This window comes from Macrococcus brunensis, assembly GCF_004359615.1.
In the GTDB taxonomy this organism is placed as follows: domain Bacteria; phylum Bacillota; class Bacilli; order Staphylococcales; family Staphylococcaceae; genus Macrococcus; species Macrococcus brunensis.
The window spans coordinates 1-385 of sequence record NZ_SCWA01000065.1; the positions used below are offsets into that span (position 1 = coordinate 1).

General features: G+C 29.9%; 1 protein-coding gene and 1 pseudogene. Both read left to right on the plus strand.

Features of this window, described 5'->3' with window-relative positions:
- Positions 1-133: ATP-binding protein (locus ERX27_RS11240; RefSeq protein ID WP_133432862.1), on the plus strand; the 133-nt coding region annotated here is incomplete at its 5' end.
- Between the two features lie 162 nt (positions 134-295).
- Positions 296-385: pseudogene (locus ERX27_RS11245) on the plus strand (LytTR family DNA-binding domain-containing protein); the annotation flags it as partial.

Here is a 385-nt window from a genome sequence, read left to right on the forward strand (position 1 = left end):
TGATAATAGCAATGGTTTAGGTCTTGCAATTACAAAATCCATCATTGAATTGCATCATGGTACAATCCAATTCACACAAAGTAACGAGTATGTAACCACCTTTACTATTACACTGCCAAATAATTCACTTTAATCTCTACCTCCTGAAAAAACATTTCTGTTTTTATTTCAGGAGGTATCTTTTATATTGATTAGCGCTTTCTAGCCACTTAACATTTAATTTCTACCATTCAACAAAATTTAAATATATCGATGGTCATTTATGGTTTAATAATTTTGAAGGAGGCATTAACCTATGATGAAACTCAATTTATTTATCAATGCAAATGAGACGGAATCTTATATTGATATACATGCACCTAAAATGAATGATAACGTTCAAAGT